Genomic DNA, 22847 nt, shown 5'->3' with positions numbered 1-22847 from the left:
CGCGCAGCAGACCGTGCTGCGCGTCTCACGCGGCCGTGAACCGGGCGCTGGGTGCGCGCGGAGACGTTCAAGGATTGCTCCTATCGAATACTTGACTCGTTTAGGTATTGACGTCAGACTCGGTGCCATTCGCGCATCGCAACGAGGCGGTGCGCACAGGCCCGATGGAGGGTTCATGTCTGAGAAGTCCGGCGTCGCTTGGGCCAATGCAGATTGGGACAGTGCAGCCACCGACGAGCGCGTCGAGGGGCTCCTCGCGCAGATGTCGCTCGATGAGAAGATCGCGTTCGTCACCGGCGATCTGAACTGGAACTTCGGCTTCTACGCCGAGGGCGTGGAGCGGCTCGGCATCCCGAACATCCAGATGGCGGACGGGCCCGCCGGCGTGCGGATCAACAAGGGCGATGTGCACGAGGGCAGAGCCACGTCGCTGCCCGCGCCGATCGCCCTCGCCGCCACATGGGATCCGGCACAGGCATCCGCCTACGGCGCGGTCATCGGCGCGGAGTGCCGTGCGACCGACCACAATGTCTCGCTGGGCCCGGCTGTCGACATCGCCCGGGTGCCCATCGGCGGGCGCACGTTCGAGTCGTTCGGAGAGGATCCGCATCTGCAGTCGGAGATCGGCGTCGCGCTCGTGCGCGGCATCCAGGACCAGGGCGTGCAGGCATGCGCGAAGCACTACGCGATCAACAACCAGGAGGACCACCGGTCGAGCGTGGACGCGGTGATCGACGAGCGCACCATGCGCGAGTTGTACCTGCCCCCGTTCGAGGCACTCATCCGGGACGGCGGCGTCGCATCGATGATGGGATCGTTCAACCGCGTCAACGGCGAGTTCGCCTGCGAGAACCCGCGGATCCTGAGGGATATCCTGCGCGACGACTTCGGGTTCCGCGGCTGGATCATGAGCGACTACGGCGCCAACCACTCCACGGCGGAGGCGGCGAACGCCGGGCTCGACCAGGAGCAGCCGAACGAGGGCTTCTGGGGCGGCCAGCTGCGGGCTGCGGTGGACGACGGGCGCGTGCCCGAAGCGGTGATCGACGAGAAGGTGCGCAACATCCTGCGCCCCCTGGTCGGGATGGGGCAGCTGGAGAACCCCGTCGGCRTCGCGGACTTCGCCGTCGACGAGCACCACGCCGTCGCCCAGGCGATCGCCGAGGACGCGATGGTGCTGCTGCGCAACGACGGGATCCTGCCTCTCGGAGGCGTAGGACGTGTGGCGCTCATCGGCCCGGACGTCGACGCCTGGAGCGCACAGGGCGGCGGCAGCTCGCAGGTCAGGCCGACGCGCGGCGTCTCGCCCGCGGAGGGCCTGCGGCGCGCGCTGGGCGACGACGTCGAGATCCTCGTCGAATACGGCAGCGACCCGGTCACCCCGGGCGCGCTCCTGCCCGGCGCGGATCCCGTCGACTCCGGCTTCTTCCGCGCGCCGTCGGGTGAGGTCGGTCTGCAGGCCGAGTACTGGGCGAACCCGTCGTTCGAGGGGGATCCGCTGGTGTCCCGGATCGACGGGCGGATCGAGCTGCTGCACGGCTTCCACAACTTCCCCGGGTTCAACGCCGCCTCGGCGCGATACGAGAGGCTTCCCACCGAGTTGAACGCGCAGATGTCGGCGCGGTACACGGGCACTCTGACCGTGCCGGTCACCGGCGCCTACCGGTTCGTGATCACCAGCCTGGGCTCGTACACGTTCGAGCTCGATGGCCGGGTGGTCGCGCGGTCCGGCGCGGGGGAGGTCGAGGACGGCGAGGCCGAGGTGGTGATCGACCTCGCCGCGGACGAGGACGCTGCCGCGACGGACGAGCCGCGGCCGTACGGGTGGGGCGGCGACGGCGGACAGCCCGACGTCGAGATCGACGAGGTCGCGGTGCGGCTGCAGGCCGGTCGCGACTACCGGATCCGGATGTCGTACGCCGCCGACCACCCGTCGCAGGGGTTCCTGCTCGGGGCGAAGCTCCGGCTCGGCTGGGTGCCGCCGGAGGGGGTCCTCTCGCCTGATGCGGCCCGCGCCGCGGAGGTCGCGGCATCCGCCGACGTCGCCGTCGTCATCGCGCGCACCTACGAGGCGGAGGCCGACGATCGCCCGAGCATGCAGCTGCCCGGTGGCCAGAACGACCTCATCCGTGCCGTGCTCGCGGCGAACCCGCGCACGGTCGTCGTGCTCATGACCGGAGCCCCCGTCGACATCACCGGCTGGGGCGCGGATCCGGCCGCGCTGGTGCAGGCGTGGTATCCCGGCCAGGCGCAGGGGGACGCGCTCGCGCGCGTGCTCACGGGCGCCGTCGAGCCCGGCGGACGGCTGCCGTTGACGCTGCCGGTCGACCTGTCCCAGACGCCCGCCCGCGAGGCCCGCACCTATCCCGGGGTCGACGGAAGCGTGCACTACGACGAAGGGGTCTTCGTCGGCTACCGCGGCTTCGACGCGCACGATCTGGAGCCGGCGTATCCCTTCGGCCACGGCCTGGGGTACACGACCTGGGAGATCGAGGATCTTGTGCTCGCCCCATCGCACGGGGACGACGCGGGCACGGCGACGGTCACGGTGCGCAACACCGGCTCGCGCCGGGGATCCCTCGTGGTCCAGGTCTATGCGGGAGACGTCACGGCGCCGGTGCCGATGCCGCCGCAGCAGCTCGCAGGGTTCGCGAAGGTACGCCTGGAGCCCGGCCGATCCGAGCGCGTCACGGTGCGCATCCCTCGGCGGGCCGTGTCGTACTTCGACGTAGACGCGCACAGCTGGACGCCGGCGACGGGCCCGGCGGAGATCCGCGTCGGGGTGTCGTCACGGGACATCCGTGTGAGCGGGCCGCTCACCTTCTGAACGACCGCCGAGGATCGGGTGCCTCGTCGCGCCCCGATCCGTCAGCCCCTCATCCCCTCAAGGAGAGCACCATGAAGAAGAGCATCATCCGCGTCGCGGCGGTCACCGCGGCACTCCTCGCGGCGACGACCCTCACCGCCGTCTCGGCAGCCGCCGCGTCGCCGTCGACCGCCGTCGGGGCCGGCAACAGCAAGGCCGACCGCGTCGTCACGATCTATCTCACCAGGCACGGTCGCACGATCCTCAACCAGACCGACACCGTGCAGGGCTGGTCGGACTCGCCCCTGCTTGTCGGCACGAAGCCGGTCGCGACGGCGCCCGTCGGCAAGCTCGATGAGGGACGCCCGCTCGCGGTCGCCGTCGGCGCGAATCTCGGCGCCGCAGTGGGCCCCTTCTCCGCCGCGTATTCGGCCGACGGCAAGCGTCATTTCGAGACGGCGACCTACGCGCTCCAGGGTGCCGGCCAGTCGAAGCTGACCGTGACCCAGGACGCCCGGCTGCGCGAGGTGAACTTCGGCAAGTACGAGGGCAAGGAGAACAAGGAGCTGTGGACGGCGGCCGTGGAGCACCTCGGCTACACGATCGATCACTCCGCGCCCCCGCTCGCGCCGGCCGATGCGAACGGCCAGAACGGCGGATGGCAGACGATGCAGGGCATCGCGATCGCCCAGCACGGGCTGTACGGGATGATGGCGGCGATCAAGGCCGTCGCCGACGCGCCCGAACTCGGCCTTCCCGCGGAGGACTGCACCGATGTCGACGCGCGTATGACCGAGGCGCTGACCGAGATCGCCGCGAAGGCCGTGGACAAGAACGACAAGACGGTGTTCGTGGTCTCGAGCGGCCTGTCGATCTCGTGCTTCGCCGGGGCCCCGGACATGCGCGACACGACCGGCGCCACCCCGGCGATGCCGCCGGCGGGCGTGCCGAACCTGGGCGTGACCAAGGTCGTCTACAAGAACGGCGCCTTCACCACCCCTTTTGGGCTTCTGTCTGGGTTGGTAATCACGCTGCGAGGGGGGAAACGCGGATCCGGCATCGCACCACGTGCGCGACCGCCCGGGACAGCACCGCCGGAGGACGGCAGCGCCGGGGGATCCGGCGTCGGCCGGCGCCCCGCTACACCGGGATGGCCGCACCGCCCGCGGCGACGGACGCATACGCCGCGTCCACGACGGCGACTGCGGCGATGCCGTCGGCCGGGGTCACCCGGGCCTGCCCTCCCGTGCGGATCGCGTCGGCGAAGTCGGCGATCTGGGCGCGGTACGGGTGATCCTCGGTCTGCGGCGGGAGGTAGCCAGCACCGGACTCGACCGACGGAGCCGGCCCGGCGTCCCCGGGCGCAGACGCGGCGGTCTCGGTGACGGCATCCGCGGCGCTGTCGTGCGCGAGCGTCCCCTCGGTGCCGACCACCGCGATCGTGGTGCGGAACGGCGCGCCCTCACCCAGCCAGCCGCCGTCGATGCGTGTGGTCACGCCGCTCGCGTGGGTGAGTTCGACCACAGCGGTGACCGGTGCCGAGAACCGTCCGTCGACGCTCGGCGGATCCTGCCGCGCGGAGACCGAGACGACAGGCCCGGCGAGCCACAGCGCCTGATCGATGTCGTGGATGAGCAGGTCGCGGATCAGCCCGCCGCCCGCGCCCTCGTCGTAGAACCATCCCGCTGTCGGTCCCGCTCCTGAGCGGCTGAGCCGCAGCGACCGCAGCGCGCCGATCCCGCCGGCGGCGACCTGCTGCTGGATCCGCCGGTACGCCGCGAAGTACCGCACGACATGGGCGGGGAACAGGCGCACGCCCGCGGCCTCGGCGGCGCCGGCCATATGCCGCGCCCCGGCAACGCTCACCGCGAGCGGCTTCTCGCACACCACGTGGCGGCCGCGGGCGATCGCGCGCAGAGCGAGGTCGGAGTGCGTGGGCGTGGGAGCGAGGATCCCGACGATGTCGACCCGGTCGATGAGCGCGTCCACGTCGTCCGCGATCTCCACGCCGAACCGCGTGGCGAGGGACTCGGGGCGGGTGCGCGAGGAGATCACGCACTCCGCGCCGAGCGCCTGCCAGGCGTCCAGATGCGATGCGGCGATCCCGCCCGCGCCGATGAGGCCGACGCGCAGCGGCGCGTCCGGGACGGTCACGAGGTCAGCGCTCCGGGTTCGTCAGCGGTGCGGCCTGACGCAGGGGATCCGGAGCCGCGAGCGGATCGCGCGCCGGGATCGGATCCGCGACGGGGACTGGATCCGCCTGCACGCTCGGGTCCGCGTGAGGGGTCGACGCCGAAACCACGGCCGGATCCGTCTCGGTCTCCGCGTCCGCGGAGGCGACGGGCTCGGGAGCGCGACCGGGTTCGAGCTGCAGCGCGACCTTCTTCTCGAGGTTCTCCACGGCGGCGTCCGAGAGGTCGATGAGGCCGTCCAGCTCCTCGCGTACGCGGCGGTATGCCGTCTGTCGTTCGGCGGGCGTGGCGGACTGGTCGACGGCGACCTTGAGCATGTGCTGCGCGCGTTCGAGACGCTTGCGCTCGTCGTCGGTGAAGGTGGAGTCGCGCAGGCGGCGGGCGTCCTTCTCCGCGATCTCGAACGCGACCGCGTAGTTGCCGACCGCGTCGAGGTATTCGGTGACCTGCTGCTCGGCGACCTTCGCCTCGGCCGAGCTCGGCCGCAGCGCGTCGGCGATCTTCTTCGCCCGCAGGAACGCCGCGGTCAGGGGCTGGCGTCCGTCGCTCATCGCCGGGAATGCGATCATCTTCGCGACGTCGAGCTCGTAGTCCAGCCAGCGGGCGGTGATCCCGTCGTGCTCGGCGAACAGGCGCTCGAGCAGTTCCTTCGAGGAGTTCGCCTGCTGCTGCGCGGCGGCCCGCGGCGAAAGCTGCGGGGCGATCTGGCCGCGGGCGGCGAGCTGGGCGGCCTTGATCTCACCCTTCAGGCGCAGAGTCTCCAGCTTCTGCTTGTGGCGCTGCTGCGACAGCACCTGCCACCGTCGGCCGATGCCCCCGGCCACGCCCATGAGCGGGAACACGAGCCACCAATAGTGCTGCGCGAACGTCCAGAAACCGTCCCAGAACTCCTGCATGATGCCCCTCAGCCTATGCGCCCCGCTGCGGATCGTCATCGGTGCTTTTCGAGCGCTGCGGGGTGCGCCGCGCGACCTGCCGCGTCCGACAGACGGGTGCTTGACGGGCAATCGCTGCGGGCAGCCTCGCTCCGGGACGGATGCGCGATCGCCGGCCGCGGGCGCCGCTCGCGCCAGGATGAAGCGGCGGCGAAGAACGGGTGAAGGATCGGTGTTGTCGCGTAATCGAAGCCCGCTTCGCCCGTCTCTCCTGATGAATGCCCGCAGTCATCCTGGAGGAGGCGGTCAGTGTCCCACGAGTCCGATCGATGGTATTCGGCGCTGCTCGACGAAGCGACGGCGCGTTCGGACGCCGCGTTGCAGTCTGGCGCGAGCTGGTTCCACGTGCGTCGACCGATCGATGACGCAGCGACGATGCTGGCGGAAGTCGCCGTCGGCGCACGCAGCATTCCGGAGGGTTCGGACGCTTCCGACCGCGAGATCACCTACGGCATTCAATTCGGCCGCGCCTACCTCGTCGCGCTCCGGCGCCGCATGAGAGAACGCGTCAGCGTGCGAGATGGAGCCTCGTGACAGGAGTTCGCCGGGGCGGTCGAGCACGCACCGATCACGCCGCTGTCGGCGTCGAGCGGCGCAGCATCCTCCCGCCGGACACGACCACGAGCAGACCTGCGAGGGCACTGAGTCCGATGAGCACTGACACGGGGGTCCAGATGCTCAGGGCACCCGCCGCGAGCAGAGGAGGAAGGGTCATGCCCGCGTAGGCGATCAGGAAGATCGCCCCGAGCGCCTCACCTCGTCGTTCCGGGATGGCCGCCGACGCCGCGGTGGTCAGCGCATTGCGGAACAGGATCCCGACACCGGCGCCCGTGATGCCCGCTCCCGTCAAGAAAAGTGCCAGGGACGTGAGCACGGCACCCGCTGAGACCGTGGTGAGACCGAGCACCGCCAGGGCGATCGCGCTGATGAGCTGCGCCCGCGCCGGGACCTTCGTCGTGAGCATCTGCGCCGCGGCGGCAGCCATGAAGAGGACGAACGGCGCGACGCCCACCAGCAGGGGCGAGTGCACGCCGAGCACCCGGCCGAGGAATGTCGACGAGAGGCCCATGAAAGTGCCGAAGACCGCGAACGCCCCGAAGGCGGCCGCCGCGGCCGACCAGAAGGCGGGCCGCCCCGCCGCCGGGACGGCCACGCGCTGCGGCCGGTAGGCGGGCCGCTCCTCGCGGCGTTCGACGGTCTCCGGCACGAAGGCCACGACGACCGCCTCCACGGCGAGGAGGATGGCGAAGATCGCATACGGAGTCACGAGAGGACGCGCGGCCCAGGTGGCGACCACGCCGCCCACCAGCGGCCCGAGGGAGATTCCGCCGAGATTCGCGAACGTCGACACGAGTGACGAACGTCCCTCGGACCGTCCCGCGGCGGCGCCGAGCTCCGAGAGGTGCGCCGTCGCGGTCGCGGTCAGGATGCCGACGCCGAGCCCGCAGACGAAGCGGGCGACGATGAGGCCGGTCACGTCCGTCCATACGAGGAAGAGGACGGCGGAGAGCACGTTGATCAGGAGCGATCCGAGGATCACGCGACGGCGGCCGAGCCAGTCGGAGACGTGGCCCGCCAGATACAGGCTCACCATCACGCCGACCGCGTAGGCGACGAAGATCACCGTGAGGACGATCGTCGGGAAGCCGTCGCGCTGCTGGTAGATCGCGTACAGCGGTGTGGGGATCGCGCAGAACGCCATCTCCGTGAGGAACGCGACGGCGATGATCCAGAAGCCGGCGTGGTGCGGGAGTCGTCGGGCGGAGACGAGGGAAGGGGATGCTGTCGAGGTGGTCACGGGTTCCATGCTTTCCCTCGGGCGTCATCGAGTCCAACGATTATCATGGATCACTGTCATCGCTCTGATCGATGGCGAGGAGGTCACGTGGACACCCGTCAGGCCGAGTACGCCATCGCCGTCGCCGACGAGCTGAGCTTCACCCGGGCCGCGCAGCGCGTGTACGCCGGGCAGTCGACCGTCTCGGCGGGGGTGCGCGCGCTGGAGAAGGAACTGGGCGCCGCGCTCTTCGAACGCGATCAACGCGGAGTGCGGATCACCCCGGCCGGCGAGGCCGTCCTCCCCGTGCTGCGCGAGCTCGCCGATGCCGAAGCCCGCGCCAGGGCGGCGGCGGATCCGCGCGGGGAACTGCGCGGGCTCCTGCGCATGGGCATGTTCACGAGTATCAGTTCCATGGCCGTTCCCCGCGTCATCGGAGCATTCCACCGTGCGAATCCACTGGTGGAACTCCGTCTGCGCGGCACCTCTGGCGGATCCGGCGAGCTGCTGGAGTCGGTGCGACGGGGTCGGGTCGATCTCAGCCTTTTCGGCCTTCCGGCGTCGGCCGCTCCCGGCCTGGCCGTGCATCGCCTCGCGACGACGCCGTACCGGGTCATCCTGTCCGAGGACCACGAGCTCGCTCGGCGCGCGGAGATCGGCCTGGCAGAGATCGCTGCCGAGCACTTCGTCGACACGCCCGCCGGATTCGGCAATCGCGACGTCCTCGACTCCGCACTCGCCGCACGGGGCATCGTCCGCGACATCCGCGCCGAAGTGACGGAGACGAGTGCAATACCGGTGTTCGTCGCCACGGACCTCGGCATCGCGGTGCTTCCGGAACTGCTCATCACGCCTGTCGACGGCGTCGTGTCGGTGGCGCTCGCCGAGCAGATCGACTGGGACCTCAGCATCATCAGCCCCCGCCAGCCCAGCGCCCCGGCAGCGGCGCTGATCGAGGAGTTCCTCGCCGCCTACCGATGAAGCGGGTGCACCGAGGGTGCGCTCGGCTCAGTTCAGCCGGCCCGCGGCGATGTCGGCGCGGAGCTTCGGCAGCACGCGGGAAGCGACCGGGTCCAGTCCCAGGGTTTCGGCGATTTCGAGCGCGAGTGCCTGGTGTCCGGTGGCGTTGGGGTGGAACGGGTCGTTCATGAGCCCCCACGGCACCCCGCCGTTGCCGAGCTCGGCGAAACGGGCGAACTGGTCAACGAGCATCGCGTCCTCGGCAGCGGCGACGTCGCGGACGGCCTGTGCGAACGCGGCGATGCGACCGCGTTCCGGAGCGTTCGGCACGTCCACGGCCGGCGGCGTCTGCAGCACCGGGATCGCACCGAGCTCGCGCACACGCCGGACGAACTCGGTCAGCGACGCCGCGAACTCGTCGGGCGTGATCACGGGGAACGCGCCCTCGTCGGAGCAGTCGTTCGTGCCGATCATGAGCGTGACCACCTGCGGACGCCACGTGGCGACCCGGCGGTCGAAGTCGTCGAGGAGCTGCACGATCCGCCAGCCGCTGATCGCGGTGTCGATGACGACGTCGTGCACCCGGCCGAGCTCGCCACGGACGATCTCGTGCAGGTGCTCCGCGTATGTGCGGCCGCCCTGCGTGTGCACCAGGCCATGCGTGATCGAGTCTCCCGTCAGCACCCAGGTGAGCGGGGCGCCGGAGGCGAGGGCACGGGCGAGAGCGGCGGCGTCGGCGGTCATGGATCCATTCTGGTGGGGGAAGGACCCGGATCCGGTTCCCGCGGCCCCGGACGCGGCGGCGTCCCTCAGCGTCCGAGGCGCTCGGCGCAGGCGACGCAGTGCTCGGCGAACGGGCGCACCTCGAGACGACTGGCGGGGATCGGCCGGCCGCATGAGGCGCAGATGCCGTAGGCGCCGGCGTCCAGGCGCGCGAGCGCGTGGTCGACCTGCTGCAGCTTCGCAGCCGCGGCATCGGCGATCCCCGTGAGGCGGGACCACTCGGACGACAGCGTCACGCCCTCCGGGTCGTGCTCGTCGTCGTCGTTCGAGCCCTCCCGGTCGTGCAGGAGCTCTCGGACCGCGGCGTCGGCCTCGGTGACCTGGGTCGCCGCCGCGGTGCGGAGCTCCTCGAGCAGAGCGCGGGGATCGGAGGCCATGCGGCTGACTCTAGACCTGCCGCGGACCATCCGCCTCACGGCCCGGCGGTGGGCTTCCCGTCGACGAGGGTGAGCAGCACGCGCGCTCCGAGCAGCTCTTCGGGCGAGGTGTCCAGCGGATCGCGGTCGACCACGACGAGATCCGCGGGTGCGCCGGGGACGAGCCGTCCGCCATCGGAGGCGACCGCACGGTGCGCATGCGACGTGTACCCCTCGAGCGCCTCGGCGGCGCTGAGCGCCTGCTCCGGCCCGACGGGTGCGGAGCCCGCTACCGCGACGGAACGGCGCCCCTGGGCGTCCGCCATGATCTCCCACGGATCGAACGCCGCGACCGGCCAGTCCGAGCCCAGGGCGAGCACCGCTCCGCTGCGCCGCACGTCGGCGGTGCGCCACGCACGAGCGGCCCGCTCGGGGCCGAGACGTCGCGACCAGTCGTCGGAGCCGTCCCTGCGCACGTGGTGCGTGCAGTGCGTCGGCTGCATGCTCGCCACGATGCCGTGGGTGCCGATCAACGTGATGATGTCGTCCTCGACCGATTCGATGTGCTCGATGCGATGCGGCACGCCGCCCTTGGGCAGGGCCGCCAGCGTCTCCGCGACGAAGCGGATCCCCTGCTCGCCGATCGCGTGGGTCGCGGTGGGAACCCCTGCGTGGTCGAACTGCCGCACGCGTTCGGCGTAGGCCTCGGCGGGCGTCCACGCCGAGGACAGCCCCTCGCCCTGAGCGTCGGGCCGAGACAACCACGCGGTGCCGCCCTCGACGGTGCCGTCGATGAAGAACTTCGCCCCTTCGACCACGTAGCGCCGGCCGCCCCGGCCCTGCAGCGCGATGAGTGCGGCGACCTCGTCGTCCGTCGTCTCGGGCGTGACCCAGGGGGAGATCCGCAGGCGCACGGGGAGATCGCCGGTCGCCTCGATCGCGGCGAGCAGGTCGAGCGCGTCCTCGTCCTGCAGGTCCATGACGTGCGCCGCCGTGATGCCGACTGCGGCCATGTCGGACAGCAGGCGATGAAGCTGCGCGACCCGGTCGGCGAATCCGAGCACGGGGAGGGCACGCTCGAGGATCTCCATGGTCGGGAACTCGATCAGGTGACCGGTGAGGTTGCCGTCCTCATCGCCCGCGGCACCGGATCCGTCCGGATAGGTGACGGGGGCGTCGATGCCGGCGCGGGTGAGGGCGGCCGCCGAGGCGATGCCCGAGTGCGCGTCGAACATCTTGATGTAGGCGGGGCGGTCGGCGCCGAGCACTTCATGCAGGGCGGCGTTGCCGATCGGGCGGCCCTCGAACGCGGTCGGATCGAGGCCCCAGGCGAGGAACCACTCCGCCCCGGCCTGCTCGTCGCGCCCCCGCTCGAGAGCGGCGACGAGTTCGTCATAGGTGTGCACGCCCGTCAGAGACAGTCCGCGGACGATGCCGAGGCTGTAGATCGGGTGGCTGTGCGCATCGACGAGACCGGGGATGATCGTCGCACTCGCGTGGGTGATGAGCTCGGTGCCCGCTCCCGCGAGAGGGAGGATCTCGGATCTGGGCCCGACGGCGGTGATCCGGCCGTCGGTGATGGCGACGGCGTCGGTGTCCTCTCCGGTCTCCGATGCGAGCGAGCGCACCCGCGCTCCGATGACGATCGTGTCGACCACCATCACTCCTTCAGGTCGAGGGTCGGCGTGGGTCGGCGGAAGAACCGCGTGACGATGAGGAGCAGGATGAATCCGATCGCCAGCCAGGAGAGGCCCACGACGAACGTCATGCCGGTGAGGTTCGTCCACAGCCACACCGTCAGGGCGAAGCCGATGCCGGGCAGCACGAGGTTGTTCACCGCGTGCCATCCGCTGCGCTCACCGCGGTCGAYGAAGTAGTGCTTGAACGTCGMCAGGTTCACGCAGGAGAACGCGATGAGSGCSCCGAAGCTGATCATGTTCGASAYSGTGAGSAGATCCGCGAACGCGGCGTACAGGGAGACGACCGAGACGATCAGGATCGGGATGACCGGGGTGCCGAAGCGCTTGTTCAGCCTTCCGAAGATCGCGCTCGGCAGCACGCCGTCGCGTCCCATGGCGAACAGGATCCGGGCGACCGATGCCTGCGAGGTCAGCGCCGACCCCATGCCGCCGGCGACGAAGCCCGCTATGAACAGCACGGAGAGCCACTGCTGGCCGAGTGAGGCGACCACTTCGATGCTGGCCGTGTCGGGCGAGGTGAACTTGTTCGAGGGGAAGGCCCACTGCGAGAAGTAGGCGAGCAGGATGAAGATCACGCCGGCGGTGATGGTGGTGATCATGATCGCGCGGGGGACGGTGCGGGTGGAGTCCTTCGCCTCCTCGGACAGCGTGGAGACCGAGTCGAAGCCGAGGAAGGAGAGGCACAGGATCGCGGCGCCCTGGAACAGCGGGCCCAGGCCGGTCACGGTTCCGTCGCCGCGGAACGGCAGCAGCGGGTCGACGTGGTGGCCCGTGGCGGATCCGATCGCGAAGACGACGAACGCGATGATGAAGATCGTCTGCACGGCGATGATCACGAAGTTGGCGCGGGCGACCGAGACGATGCCGATCACGTTCAGGACCGTGACGAGCAGGATCGCACCGACGATCCACACCCAGTTCGGGATCGACGGGAACGTCTGGTTCATGTAGAGCCCGACGATCAGGTAGTTGATCATCGGGAGGAAGAGGTAGTCCAGCAGCAGCGCCCATCCGGCGAGGAAGCCGATCGCGCCGCCGAAGCTCTGCTGGGTGTAGATGTACGCGGATCCGGAGTACGGATAGGCGACCGACATCCGCGCGTACGAGCGGGCGGTGAACACCATCGCGACGAGGGTGATCACGTAGGTGATCGGCACGCGCCCGCCGGTGAGCTGGGTGACGATGCCGTACGTCGTGAACGCGGTGAGCGGCACCATGTAGACGAGGCCGAACAGCACGAGGGATGGTGTGCCCAGCACCCTCTTGAAGCGGCCTTCGGTGACCTGGGCGGTGAGCTCCGTGGGCGAGGCGAGCGGCTCGCCGGGGGCGGGGTGAGTCATGGGGGCTCCTGTTCCGCGGGCGTTGCGGGTGGGGGGATCGACGTCGTCGTCGTGTCGGCGGCAGGGAATCCGTCGGTTCCGCCAGAGTAGCAATATCGATAAAGCAAGCGCAAGTACTTGTCTGGGCTCAGCTGCGGATCGTGGATACGGATCGGGCGGGCTGAGCGGCCGAGGGTGAGCGCCCCGGGGTCCCGAGGTCCCCAGGGCTCTGCGTCAGAGGGCCTCGGATCAGGAGGACGGGGCCACGACGGGGCCGCGGGTGGACGCCCGGCGCTGCACCGAGATCGGCACCAGCTCGCGCACCGTGCGGTCATCACCTGCGGCGGCTTCGATCACCGCTACGGCGGCGCGCACGCACCGCCGACCGAACTCGCGCGGATGCAGGTCGATCGCGGTGACCGAAGGCTGCGCCAGGGCGAGTACCTCGGAGTCGACGAGCGCGGCGACGAGCAGATCCTCGCCGACGCGGCGGCCGAGCCGCTGCGCGCTGGTGACGACGCTGAGCGCCGTGCCGTCGGAGACGGCGAGGATCGCATCGACCGGGTCGTTGACGTCGCGCACGAGCTCGGCCACCGCCGCGTGGATCATCTCGGGCGCCGTCGGGTGCGGCAGCGTGACGGTACGGGGCTGCATGCCGTGCTCGGTGCACCAGTCGGTGAAAGCATCCCGGACGGTGAACGCCCAGTCGCTCTGCAGGTCGGGGAGCACCATCGCCGGATGCCGCGCCCCTCGCTCGTGCAGATGCGCCATCAGCTCGCGGACGGCCGGCACGTGGTCGCTGGTGACCTCGCCGCGCGCGGCCGGCAGCCCCTCGGGCACGCGCTCGCCGGTGACGACGGGCACCCGGCCGGCGAGGAGGGTGCGCGCTGCAGGATCGTCGATGGCGGGATCCAGCAGGATCACGGCGTCGGCGGGCAGCTGGTCGTAACCCTCCGGTCGCTCGCCGGACGGCAGCATGAAGACGATGAGGCCCGTGCGCTCAGCCTCCTCGACCATGCCGAACGTCGCCTCCATGTAGTACGACATCGTGGTGCTGTCGGGCGGGATGTGCAGCGCGAGCATACCCGTGCGCGAGCCCTTGAGGTTGCGGGCGACGGTGTTCGGCCGATAGCCGAGTTCATCGGCGACCTCGTGCACGCGACGGCGCATCTCCTCCGACACGCGGCCGCGCCCCGTGATCGCGAACGACGCGGTCGAGCGGGACACGCCGAGGCGATCGGCGATGTCCTGCAGTGTCACCGCACGGTCGGGTCGCATGCTCTCGAACCTACTCTGTACCGGCAGGGGGAGCCGCCGCTGTGCGGGTAGGAGGCGCCGCCCGCTGTGCGGGGCAGAGCGAGCCGGGCGCACGTCGCAGCGACGCCGTGCACGCGGAGTGCCGGATTCAGCCCAGCAGCACCGTGAGCAAGGCGGATCCGCCGCCCACCAGGATGAGTGCGACGATCACGACCCAGGCCGTGATGCGGATCCGGCGCTGCCGCCGAGCGCTGTAGATCGAGAGGTCCTCGGTCTCCTCGGGGGTGCTGTTCATGAGCTTCCTCGCTTCGCGGGCCGTCAGGCGCCGATCGGCTCGGCGACGGTCGGGCCGAACGCGGCGGGCAGGGTCGCCTGGGCGGTCGCGCGCAGCTCCTCGACGGAGACGGTGAAGACGTCCTGCACCTCGAGCTGCGGGGCGCTGTCGGTCACGCCGATGCGGAGCACGGGGTAGCCCCGGCCCTCGCACAGGCCCTGGAACTTCACGTCGTCCTCGCGGGGAACGGTCACGATCACGCGGCCGGCCGACTCGGAGAACAGCGCGGTCGCAGCGTCCACGCCGTCGCGCTCCATGAGCTCGGTCAGCCACACGCGGGCGCCGACGCCGAAACGCATGACGCCTTCGGCGAGCGCCTGGCCGAGGCCGCCTTCGCTGAGGTCGTGCGCCGAGGAGATCAGCCACTCGTCGCGCGCGGCGCCGATGAGGCCGGCCAGGCGCTTCTCGCCTGCGAGGTCGACCTTGGGCGGCAGGCCGCCGAGGTGGTCGTGGATGACGTCGGCCCAGGCGGATCCGGAAAGCTCCGTCGAGGTGGTGCCGAGCAGGTAGATGTTCTGGCCCTCGTCCTGCCAGCCGGACGGGATCCGGCGGGAGACGTCGTCGATGATGCCGAGCACGCCGACCAGCGGGGTCGGGTGGATCGGCACGTCGCCGGTCTGGTTGTAGAACGAGACGTTGCCGCCGGTGACCGGGGTGCCGAGCTCGAAGCAGCCGTCAGCGAGGCCGTCGACGGTCTGGCCGAACTGCCACATGACCTCGGGGTTCTCGGGCGAGCCGAAGTTGAGGCAGTCGGTGATCGCGGTGGGCTCCGCGCCGGTGACAGCGACGTTGCGGTACGCCTCGGCGAGAGCSAGCTGCGCACCCGCGTAGGGGTCGAGCTGGCTGTAGCGGCCGTTCGCGTCGGTCGAGATCGAGAAGCCGAGGCCCGACTCCTCGTCGACGCGGATCATGCCGGCGTCGTCGGGGAAGGCGAGGGCGGTGTTGCCGAGCACGTAGTAGTCGTACTGGTTGGTGATCCAGCGGGTGTCGGCGAGGTTGGGGCTCTCCAGCAGCGCCAGGAATTGCTGCTTCAGCGCCTCCGGGTCGTTGTCGCGGGGGAGCAGCTCCGCCGCGTCGGCCTGCAGCGCGTCGATCCAGGTGGGGTAGGCGACCGGGCGGTCGTAGACCGGGCCGTCGACGGCGACGGTGGAGGGATCCACGTCGACGATGCGCTCACCCTGCCAGTCGATGATGAGGCGGCCGTCGCCGGTGACCTCGCCGAGGACCGAGGTCTCCACGTCCCACTTCTTCACGACGGCCATGAACGCGTCGAGCTTCTCGGGCGCGACGATCGCCATCATGCGCTCCTGCGACTCCGACATGAGGATCTCCTCAGCGGTCAGCGTGGGGTCGCGCAGCAGCACGTTGTCGAGCGACACGTGCATGCCGGAGTTGCCGTTCGCGGCCAGCTCGCTCGTGGCGCAGGAGATGCCGGCCGCGCCGAGATCCTGGATCGCCTCGACGAGCTCGTCGCGGTACAGCTCGAGGCAGCACTCGATGAGCACCTTCTCGGCGAACGGGTCGCCGACCTGCACCGCGGGGCGCTTGGTCGGGCCCTTCTCGTCGAACGAGTCGGAGGCGAGGATCGACGCACCGCCGATGCCGTCGCCGCCGGTGCGGGCGCCGAAGAGCACGACCTTGTTGCCGACGCCGGTGGCGTTCGCGAGCTTGAGGTCCTCGTGGCGGAGCACGCCGACCGCGAGCGCGTTCACGAGGGGGTTGGCCTGGTAGACGGCGTCGAACACCGTCTCGCCGCCGATGTTCGGCAGGCCGAGGCAGTTGCCGTAGAAGCTGATGCCGGCGGTGACGCCGTGCACGACGCGGGCGGTGTCGGGGTCGTCGATCGCGCCGAAGCGGAGGGCATCCATGACGGCGACGGGGCGCGCGCCCATCGAGATGATGTCGCGGACGATGCCGCCGACGCCGGTCGCGGCACCCTGGAAGGGCTCGATGAACGACGGGTGGTTGTGCGACTCGGCCTTGAACGTGACCGCCCAGCCCTCGCCCACGTCGATGACGCCCGCGTTCTGGCCCATGCCGACCATGAGACGCTTCTTCATCTCGTCCGAGACCTTCTGGCCGAACCGGCGCAGGTAGTTCTTCGAGGACTTGTAGGAGCAGTGCTCGCTCCACATCACCGAGTACATCGCCAGCTCGCCCGAGGTGGGGCGGCGGCCCAGGATCTCGCGGATCCGCGCGTATTCGTCGTCCTTGAGGCCGAGCGCCGCGTACGGCTGCTCCTTCTCCGGCGTCGCTTCTGCGTTGGCGACCGAGTCGGGGACGTGGTCGGTGGGGGTGTTCGGAGAGGTCACGCGGGCTCCTGGAGCGAGGGGAGGCGGGGCAGGGTCCAGTCTACCGGCGGTCGACGGCCCGGATCCGCGCGTGCTTCGGGAGGCTTCGCCGCGACGATCTGCACAGGATGCGACGATCAGCACACCGGATCCGGCTGAAACGTGTGCTGATCGTCACAGGATGTGCAGATCGTCACCCGTTGAGAGCGCCCGGGCCACCTGCTCGAAGCGGCCGAGCCTGCGCCGCTTTCAGCCCACCCATAGAATTGACGCGGGGCGCAGCGTTGCCGGACACCGTGTTGCCATCGGGGCGGCCGTGCGACGGAGCGCAGGAAGCAGGAAATCGCATGAGTGTGAAGTACGACCAGGGCGCGCCGGATCCGGCTACGCGCACGCTCGACTCGGTCACGGGCATCAGCAAGAAGGGCCTCCCGACGGGCACCGTGGGAGTGCTCGGCTGTCTGGTGATCGGGATCTCGACGTGTGCCCCGGCCTACACGCTGACCGCCGCGGTGGGACCCGCCGCGAGCGAGGTCGGCTATCAGACCCCCGCGATCTTCCTCATGGGCTTCATCCCGATGCTGCTCGTCGCGCTCGGCTACCGCGCGCTCAACTCCGCGATGCCCGACTCGGGCACGTCGTTCACGTGGGCCACCCGCGCCTTCGGACCGTGGATCGGGTGGATGGCCGGCTGGGGCCTGATCGCCGCGACCGTGCTGGTGCTGTCGAATCTGGCCGGCATCGCCGTGGAGTTCCTGTTCCARTCGATCAGCATCGCCGTCGGCAACCCGGCGATCGCCGACCTCGCCGCGAACAAGTTCATCAACATCGCGGTGTGCCTGGGGTTCATGGCTCTCGCGACGCTCATCTCGTACCGAGGCATGACCTCGACGAAGATCTTCCAGTACATCACCGTGATCTTCCAGATGGCGGTGATGGTGTGGTTCGTGATCGCGATGTTCGTGGGCGCGGCGAACCCCGCCAACAAGGAGGCGAAGCTGCCCGAGCTGAGCTGGTTCAACCCGTTCGAGGTGTCCAGCTTCAGCGCGTTCGCCGCCGGCATCGCCGTGTCGATCTTCGTGTACTGGGGCTGGGACACCGTGCTCACGATGGGCGAGGAGACCAAGCCGTCGAAGGGGCGCCTCTCCACGGAGAGCAAGGCGGCGACGATCCTCGTCGCGATCCTCGTCGTCCTCTACGTCGGTACGGCGACGGCCACCGTCGCGTTCGCCGGTCTCAGCGACGGGCCCACCGGTCTCGGCAACTCCGAGATCATCGAGAACGTGTTCGCGGCGCTCGCGCATCCGGTCATGGGCCCGGCCGCGATCCTGCTCTCGCTCGCGATCCTGGTCAGCGCGATGGCGTCGATCAACTCGACGGCGATCTCGCCCGCGCGCACCCTGCTCGCGATGTCGCACTACGGCGCGCTGCCCGCGTCGCTGAAGAAGGTGCACCCGAAGTACAAGTCGCCGCACGTGGCGTTGCTGCTCTCGTCGATCGTCGCCTCGGTGTTCTACGCCGTCATGCGCTTCATCAGCGAGGACGTGCTGTGGGACACGATCACGGCGCTCGGCATGATGGTGTGCTTCTATTACGGCGTCACCGCGCTCGCGAGCCCCTGGTACTTCCGCAAGGCGGCGATCCGCGAGGGCTTCGGATCGATCATGATGAAGATCGTGCTGCCCGGCCTCGGGGGGATCCTGCTGCTGATCGTGTTCGTCAAGACGACGATCGACGCGATGGATCCGGAAGCCGGATCCGGCAGCAACATCGGCGGCATAGGCCTGGTCGGGATCATCGGCGTCACTGTGCTGGGCCTGGGCGTGATCCTCATGTTCGTCCAGGCGAAGGTCTCACCGGACTTCTTCCGCGGCAAGCGCCTCACGCGCACCGACGCCACGAACGACACCTCGGCGCTGCAGGTCTTCGACGACGGCCTCGGCGGCTGACGGCCGATTGGTTCCCGCCCGACCCCTCACGGTCTGGCCCCTCACGGCGCGACGGGTCGCCCGCCGACGTTCGCCTCTCGGCCCGAGCTGCGTCCTCTGAGAAAGGATCCGGGGTCGGCGCCGTCGCGGGAGCGCGCCCGTCGCGTGTTCATCTCGCGTACGGCGTCGTCCACGCGTTCGCGACGCGAGGCCAGCATGATCTCAGTGCCGGTGCCGGACTCCTCGATCACAGCCGCGCGGGACTCGCGGATCCGGTCTGCGGCGCCGACGCCGAACCCGCGCACGAAACCGCTGCGTGCACGCCGTCGCACGGTGTCGTCGAACCAGGGGTAGCGGTCGCGTTCGGCGGTCCACCAGTGCCGCATCGCGACCATCGACTGCACCTGCAGGCTGGCGATCAGGATCCGCGCCTGCGACACGTCCGACGCGCAGCCGACGAGGTAGAGCGTACAGTCTCCGCCGGACGCGCCGAAGAGCGGGCGCACGGTGCCGAGGGCGACGGCGACTCCCGCGCCGAGCTCGCGGATGTCTCGGGCGTAGGAACCGCTGAACAGCATGAGTTCGCGCACGATCTCCTCGTGCGCGTCTCCGTGGAGGGCTCGTCGAGCGTCGAGGCGCGCTCTCTCTATGCCGTACTTCAGCATTAGACGCTCGGCGTGCTCGGTGAGCGCCTCCGCCTCTTGGGGTGTGGTGCTCTCGGCCTTCGCCAGCAGCTTCATGATCAGGTCGAGCTTGCGGTCGCTCATGTCATCTCCTCCGTATCGGATGTCTCGGCATCCTCCGCGGGACCTCCCCCAGTGCGACGGCGACCGCACGCAACCTGTGCCGAACGAGTTCCGCACAGGGACGGCGCGGATCGAGTGGATCCGGCGCATCCCTACGACAACCGCCTGAACCGCGCCCTGCACATCCGCGGCTAGCACGCCGGAAGCGCGGTGACAAGCCAGCAGACGCCGGCGTTCTGCCGGCCTAGCGTGTGCCGTGTACCCGGAGCCCGTCCGTCACCCGACGGCGGTTCAGACCGAGACTCCCCGATGTGAAGGAGCGCGCCATGACGAACAACCCGCAGATGCCGCTGGTCCCGGAGGATCCGGAGGATGAGCTCTCCGACCCGCCTCTCGTGGAGGATCCGGAAGGCCACGAGAAGCTCGACCCGGATCGGAACGACGAACAGATCGACAGCGCCGAAGCCGACCGCATCGCGGCCGAGACCGACGCCGACCCCCAGGAGAACTGACCCGAGCCGTGCCACCCGTCGACACGGATGTGATCCGCGCGCCCGCGCTGGCAGCTGGCGGCTGGCAGCTGTGGGCCGCTACAGGAGCGTCTGGTGCGCTGAATGGATCCACGAACGAACGCACGGGATGCCCGGAGATCCGGATCCGTGGATCGCTGCGGGGCGTGCACGACGGCCGGCGATCTCGCGCTCGGGCGGATCCTCGAGCGTCAGAGGTCGAGCGTGGCCTCGTCGGGGAGCAGGATACCGCCGGAGGTGTTGGCCGAGTTCGCGTAAGCCTGCACGCGTCGCGGGTCGATCTCGGGCGGCGTCGGATCCGTGAACTCGAACCGCAGCGGGATGGAGGGGTGCAACCAGATCGTGGAGCGCCCGAGGGGCTGGGTGCCGTCGTGGCGCCAGGACAGCGTGAAGCTCTCGTTGCGGCGCAGCTTCGTCGCGATCACGATCTTCAGGTGGGCGAGGGCGACGTCTTCGATCTCGATCGGATGCTCGGATCCGCCGTAATAGAGGGTTGCCATGCTCCGGACGCTACGCCTTTCGATCGGATCCTGGGGGCTGACGCGCAAGATCGCGGTGATGATCCGGCGGCCGTCGACCGGCGAGGACCCGGGCCGGTGGCTATCCGGCCCGGGGCCTCGGGGTTCCGCGGCTTGGCGGGAGTCCTGAAGCCTTGGGGATCCCGCATGCGCCCGGAACTTCCCTCCTGTGTCCATCTCCCGGTGACGAGCACGACGCTAGCCGTGATCCATCGGGCCGCGAAGGGGGTTGACCGGGCGCGGCGTTCAGGCTACGCGCGGCACGACCGCGGCTGGTCCGCGCTGACATCCGTGTGCGAGAATCCAAGCCCGCAGCCCGTCTGGGGCGCGTCGCCGGGGAGGAACCGTGGGAATCACCGCAGGTGCGCTTGTCGCCGTCTTCGTCGCGCTGTTCATCGTGCTGGTGGTGCGGCGCCGCAAGTAGCGCGCGACAGCAGCCGACCGCCACGGGGCTCTGTCCTCCCTCGCGGTCCCTTGGCGCGCTACTGCACCGACCATCCGCCGTCGGAAGCGAGGATCGCGCCGTTGATGTTCACGGCGTCGTCCGAGAGCAGGAAGGTGATCGAGGCGGCGAGGTTCTCGGCGGTCGCCACGGTCGGGATGGCCTGCTGGAACGGCGCGAGCCGACCGGATCCGTATTCGGACATGTGCGGGGGCATCGGGATCCCCGTCGCGACGCCTCCGGGGGCGACGGAGTTCACGCGGATCCCCTTCGGGCCGTACATGAAGGCCGCCGACTTCGTGACGCCGATGATGCCGTGCTTGCTGGCGGTGTAGGCGTTGCCCGACGCGTTGCCGCGCAGGCCGGCCTCGCTCGAGACGTTGAGGATGGATCCGCGCCCCGCAGCTTCCATGATCGGGAGGACCGCGCGCATGAGCTTGAACGGMGCGGTGAGGTTGATCGCGATCACGCGGTCCCACACGGCGTCGGGCGTCTCGCCGGCGGGGGAGAAGTCGTCGTTGATGCCGGCGACGTTCGCCAGGCCGTCGATGCGGTCGCCTGCTGCGGCGGCGACGACACGGTCGATCGCGTCCTGCTGAGTGAGGTCGCCGGCGACCGTCACGATGCCGGGGAGGTCCGCGGCCAGCGCGTCGAGCTTGTCSGCSGCGATGTCGCASGCGATGACRCGRCCGCCCTCGCGGGMGATGCGGGASGCSGTGGCCCTGCCGATACCCGACGCGGCGCCCGTGACGATGACGGTCTTGCCGGCGAAGCGGTCGGGGGTCGTCTGCTCGATCCAACCGGTCGGAGCGGCGTCCTCGGGGATCTCGCCGCTGTTCGCCGCCCGCACGAGGTCGTCGACCACGGACTGCGGCATGGCGCCCTGGCTCATCACGACGAGCTGCTGCAGGGGCAGGCCGAGCACGGGGGTGAGCGAGTCGGCGTCCGCTCCGGACTGCGCCAGTAGCCCGCGGATCAGCTCGCCGCCGGTCGGATCGGCGAGCCAGTCGCCGATGGAGGAATTCGCGGTCAGGGCCATGTGTGTCTCCTTCGTGAGCTCGTGGATCCGGTGGTGTTGCGACGCTCACCTCGGATTGTGATCTGTTTCGCAACGGTGCGTCCACTTATTGAGGAGCGTATACCTCGCTACTCTCGGAGGGTGCCCCGTCCCCGCAGTGAGAACGCCCGCCAGGCGGTGCTGGCGGCGATGCGCGCCGCGCTCGCCGCGGACGGCTACAACGCGGTGACCATCGAGGGGCTCGCCGCCGAGGCTGGTGTCTCGAAGCAGACGATCTACCGGTGGTGGCCCTCGAAGGCGGCGATCCTCGGCGAGGCGCTGCTGGAGGGCGCATTGCCCGGTGCTGACGTCGACCTGCCGTTCTCGTCGGATCTCGCCGCGGATCTGCGATCATGGTTCGCGACCGCGGGCGAGCATCTGTCCCGTACCGAGAACGTGGAGCTCGCCCGCGCGCTCATCGCGGTGACCGCCACGGATCCGGAGCTGGGCGAGGCCCTGAACCACCGATTCGCGGATCCGATCGTGTCGTGGATCGTCGCGCGGGTCACCCGCGCGCAGGAGGCGGGAACGGTGCGTGCCGACGTGGATCCGACTGCCGTCGCGGACCAGTTCGTCGCGGCGACCTCGTACGCGGCGCTGCTCGGCCGGCCGTTGACGGCGGATCGCGTGGACGGGCTCGTCGACCTGGTGATGCGCGGGATCGCGGCGCGCTGATTCGATCCTCGGGGTCGTCGGCGACTTCCTTCGCTGGCCGGTGAGGTTTCGCTCCGCTGGGGTCGTTGAGTTCTCGCTCCGCTGGGGTCGTTGAGCGAGCGCAGCGAGACGAAACGCGGCGCCGGGTCTGCCTGCCGCTGGTCGTTGAGCGAGCGAAGCGAGACGAAACGCGGCACCCTTCCGTGGTTGCGCCTGTGGATAACTCCCCCGGAGACGCCCCCGATCCGGTTACGGTGTGGGA

At 70.1% G+C, this 22847-nt stretch carries 19 protein-coding genes and 1 pseudogene; 7 read left to right on the top strand and 13 right to left on the bottom strand.

Annotation, left to right across the window (positions count from 1 at the left end; all coding sequences use genetic code 11):
• Positions 1 to 175: 175 nt before the first annotated feature.
• On the top strand, positions 176 to 2827 hold the full coding sequence (locus tag AC1DMN_RS12835) for a glycoside hydrolase family 3 protein (RefSeq protein ID WP_477384361.1): 2652 nt from the start codon (positions 176 to 178) through the stop codon (positions 2825 to 2827).
• Positions 2828 to 2898: 71 nt separating this feature from the next.
• A pseudogene (locus AC1DMN_RS12830) lies at positions 2899 to 3372 on the top strand (histidine phosphatase family protein); the annotation flags it as partial.
• Positions 3373 to 3946: 574 nt separating this feature from the next.
• Here AC1DMN_RS12830 and AC1DMN_RS12825 read toward each other — a convergent pair.
• Together AC1DMN_RS12825 and AC1DMN_RS12820 are read right to left on the bottom strand one after the other, a co-directional pair.
• A complete protein-coding gene (locus AC1DMN_RS12825) occupies positions 3947 to 4960 on the bottom strand; it encodes a Gfo/Idh/MocA family protein (RefSeq protein ID WP_477229853.1) in 1014 nt (337 codons plus the stop codon).
• Between the two features lie 4 nt (positions 4961 to 4964).
• Complete coding sequence (locus AC1DMN_RS12820; protein ID WP_477229852.1) at positions 4965 to 5894, bottom strand: hypothetical protein; 930 nt, start codon at positions 5892 to 5894, stop codon at positions 4965 to 4967.
• 288 nt (positions 5895 to 6182) lie between these two features.
• Here AC1DMN_RS12820 and AC1DMN_RS12815 point away from each other — a divergent pair, with 288 nt between their 5' ends.
• Positions 6183 to 6467 (top strand): hypothetical protein, encoded by a 285-nt coding sequence (locus AC1DMN_RS12815; RefSeq protein WP_477229851.1) that lies wholly within the window; start codon positions 6183 to 6185, stop codon positions 6465 to 6467.
• A gap of 34 nt (positions 6468 to 6501) precedes the next feature.
• Here the strand turns inward: AC1DMN_RS12815 and AC1DMN_RS12810 are convergent, their stop codons facing one another.
• A complete protein-coding gene (locus AC1DMN_RS12810) occupies positions 6502 to 7731 on the bottom strand; it encodes an MFS transporter (RefSeq protein ID WP_477384359.1) in 1230 nt (409 codons plus the stop codon).
• 87 nt (positions 7732 to 7818) lie between these two features.
• Between AC1DMN_RS12810 and AC1DMN_RS12805 the strand changes: the two genes are divergently transcribed.
• Positions 7819 to 8691, top strand: coding sequence for a LysR family transcriptional regulator (locus AC1DMN_RS12805; RefSeq protein WP_477229849.1), 873 nt, complete (start codon positions 7819 to 7821; stop codon positions 8689 to 8691).
• Between the two features lie 27 nt (positions 8692 to 8718).
• Here AC1DMN_RS12805 and AC1DMN_RS12800 read toward each other — a convergent pair whose 3' ends face one another.
• The 7 genes from AC1DMN_RS12800 to purL form a co-directional block, all read right to left on the bottom strand.
• On the bottom strand, positions 8719 to 9414 hold the full coding sequence (locus AC1DMN_RS12800; protein WP_477229848.1) for an SGNH/GDSL hydrolase family protein: 696 nt from the start codon (positions 9412 to 9414) through the stop codon (positions 8719 to 8721).
• 65 nt (positions 9415 to 9479) lie between these two features.
• Positions 9480 to 9830 carry a TraR/DksA family transcriptional regulator gene (locus AC1DMN_RS12795; protein ID WP_440732934.1) on the bottom strand — a complete coding sequence of 117 codons (351 nt, stop codon included), beginning with the start codon at positions 9828 to 9830 and terminating at the stop codon, positions 9480 to 9482.
• Positions 9831 to 9865: 35 nt separating this feature from the next.
• The gene (locus tag AC1DMN_RS12790) at positions 9866 to 11470 is read right to left on the bottom strand and encodes an amidohydrolase (RefSeq protein ID WP_477229847.1); all 1605 of its coding nucleotides are present in this window, start codon (positions 11468 to 11470) and stop codon (positions 9866 to 9868) included.
• The gene (locus tag AC1DMN_RS12785; RefSeq protein ID WP_477384357.1) at positions 11470 to 12849 is read right to left on the bottom strand and encodes an APC family permease; all 1380 of its coding nucleotides are present in this window, start codon (positions 12847 to 12849) and stop codon (positions 11470 to 11472) included. Before AC1DMN_RS12785 ends, AC1DMN_RS12790 begins: the two co-directional genes overlap by 1 nt.
• A 228-nt stretch (positions 12850 to 13077) precedes the next feature.
• Entirely contained in the window at positions 13078 to 14106 is a 1029-nt protein-coding gene (locus tag AC1DMN_RS12780) for a LacI family DNA-binding transcriptional regulator (protein ID WP_477229845.1), read from the bottom strand.
• A 127-nt stretch (positions 14107 to 14233) separates the two neighbouring features.
• Complete coding sequence (locus AC1DMN_RS12775; RefSeq protein ID WP_440732938.1) at positions 14234 to 14380, bottom strand: hypothetical protein; 147 nt, start codon at positions 14378 to 14380, stop codon at positions 14234 to 14236.
• Positions 14381 to 14403: 23 nt separating this feature from the next.
• The gene (gene purL, locus AC1DMN_RS12770) at positions 14404 to 16731 is read right to left on the bottom strand and encodes a phosphoribosylformylglycinamidine synthase subunit PurL (RefSeq protein WP_477229844.1); all 2328 of its coding nucleotides are present in this window, start codon (positions 16729 to 16731) and stop codon (positions 14404 to 14406) included.
• A gap of 326 nt (positions 16732 to 17057) precedes the next feature.
• Between purL and AC1DMN_RS12765 the strand changes: the two genes are divergently transcribed.
• Positions 17058 to 18659, top strand: coding sequence for an APC family permease (locus AC1DMN_RS12765; RefSeq protein WP_477229843.1), 1602 nt, complete (start codon positions 17058 to 17060; stop codon positions 18657 to 18659).
• 41 nt (positions 18660 to 18700) lie between these two features.
• Here AC1DMN_RS12765 and AC1DMN_RS12760 read toward each other — a convergent pair whose 3' ends face one another.
• On the bottom strand, positions 18701 to 19405 hold the full coding sequence (locus AC1DMN_RS12760) for a DUF2786 domain-containing protein (RefSeq protein ID WP_477229842.1): 705 nt from the start codon (positions 19403 to 19405) through the stop codon (positions 18701 to 18703).
• A 305-nt stretch (positions 19406 to 19710) separates the two neighbouring features.
• On the opposite strand from AC1DMN_RS12760, the gene AC1DMN_RS12755 reads away from it, so the two are divergent.
• On the top strand, positions 19711 to 19896 hold the full coding sequence (locus tag AC1DMN_RS12755) for a hypothetical protein (RefSeq protein WP_477229841.1): 186 nt from the start codon (positions 19711 to 19713) through the stop codon (positions 19894 to 19896).
• Positions 19897 to 20105: 209 nt separating this feature from the next.
• Here the strand turns inward: AC1DMN_RS12755 and AC1DMN_RS12750 are convergent, their stop codons facing one another.
• Both AC1DMN_RS12750 and AC1DMN_RS12745 read right to left on the bottom strand, forming a co-directional pair.
• The gene (locus AC1DMN_RS12750) at positions 20106 to 20414 is read right to left on the bottom strand and encodes a DUF7882 family protein (RefSeq protein ID WP_440732943.1); all 309 of its coding nucleotides are present in this window, start codon (positions 20412 to 20414) and stop codon (positions 20106 to 20108) included.
• A 500-nt stretch (positions 20415 to 20914) separates the two neighbouring features.
• Positions 20915 to 21913, bottom strand: coding sequence for an SDR family NAD(P)-dependent oxidoreductase (locus AC1DMN_RS12745; RefSeq protein ID WP_477384355.1), 999 nt, complete (start codon positions 21911 to 21913; stop codon positions 20915 to 20917).
• A gap of 120 nt (positions 21914 to 22033) precedes the next feature.
• Between AC1DMN_RS12745 and AC1DMN_RS12740 the strand changes: the two genes are divergently transcribed.
• Positions 22034 to 22606: a TetR/AcrR family transcriptional regulator gene (locus tag AC1DMN_RS12740; protein WP_477229839.1), complete on the top strand. Its 573-nt coding sequence runs from the start codon at positions 22034 to 22036 to the stop codon at positions 22604 to 22606.
• Positions 22607 to 22847 lie beyond the last annotated feature (241 nt).

The organism is Microbacterium sp. 01T413_2 (assembly GCF_056398985.1).
Note: the sequence above shows the minus strand (reverse complement) of the source record. Positions and strands in the feature narration are given on the sequence as shown.